Below are 1,263 nucleotides of genomic sequence, written 5' to 3' on the forward strand. Positions count from 1 at the left end.
GGCCACCGACGTAGACATCATCCTTGGCGGTGATGGTGAAGGTGCCGCTGGCGCTGCCAGCCGGGATGGTCACCTTGGTGCCATCGGTCAGGGTGAAGGTCAGGCCGTTGTGGCCGGTGACCGACAGGCCCTGGGCATTGGTCAGGGTGACGGTATAGGTGACCTGGCCGCCTTCGCTGACGGTGGTCTTGTCGGCCGTCAGGGTTGCGACCACTTCACTGACGGTGTCGGTGATCTGCACGGTGGCGCTGCCACCCAGCTCCAGATTCTCGAAAGTCTTGCCGGCGACGGTGGCATCGGTGATGCCAACGGTCAGAGAGCTGCCGTCCTTGAACACGTCGTCGCCTTGAGCGGCGGTCTTGTAGATGGCTTCCGTCTGGCCTGCGGTGATCACGACCTTGTCACCGTTGGACAGGGTCACGGTCAGGTCGCGGTCCAGCGGTTGGTTCACTTTTACAGTGAAGGTCGGTTGCTGGGCTTCGTTCACGTCACCATTGCTGACGATGGTCACGGCGACCTTGTCGCCTTCGTTGCCAGTGCCAGGCGTGCCAGTACCAGGCTCGTCCGTCACTTCGGTCTTCACTTGATCCTGACCCAGGGTCAGCTTCTCGAAGTTGTCAGCACCGGTAACGGATTCAAGCTTGTTGGTAATGGTCGGCTGGCCGCCAACATAGACATCATCTGGCGCATTGATGGTGAAGGTGCCAGTGGCGCTGCCCGCAGGCACGGTGACCTTGGTGCCATCGGTGAGGGTGAAGGTCAGGCCGTTGTGGCCGGTGACCGACAGGCCCTGGGCATTGGTCAGGGTGACGGTGTAGGTGACCTGGCCACCTTCGCTAACGGTGGTCTTGTCCGCAGTCAGGGTTGCGACCACTTCACTGACGGTATCGGTGATCTGCACGGTGGCGCTGCCACCCAGCTCCAGATTCTCGAAAGTCTTGCCGGTGACGGCGGCATCGGTGATGCCAACGGTCAGCGAGCTGCCGTCCTTGAACACATCGTCGCCTTGGGCGGCGGCCTTGTAGGTGGCTTCGGTCTGGCCGGCAGTGATGACCACCTTGTCGCCGTTGGACAGGGTGACGGTCAGGTCGCGGTCCAGCGGCTGGTTCACTTTGACAGTGAAGGTCGGCTGTTGGGCTTCGTTCACGTCGCCATTGCTGACGATGGTCACGGACACCTTGTCGCCTTCGTTGCCGGTACCCGGGGTGCCGGTACCTGGCTCGTCGGTGACGGTGGTGGTGATGGTGTTATCGCCGAGGGTCA

The 1,263-nt window shown here is 62.1% G+C and carries 1 protein-coding gene; it reads right to left on the minus strand.

Features of this window, described 5'->3' with window-relative positions:
• Positions 1 to 1,263: immunoglobulin-like domain-containing protein (locus P5705_RS26150; RefSeq protein ID WP_346780517.1), on the minus strand; the 1,263-nt coding region annotated here is incomplete at both ends.

This window comes from Pseudomonas entomophila, assembly GCF_029478665.1.
Classification (GTDB): domain Bacteria; phylum Pseudomonadota; class Gammaproteobacteria; order Pseudomonadales; family Pseudomonadaceae; genus Aquipseudomonas; species Aquipseudomonas entomophila_F.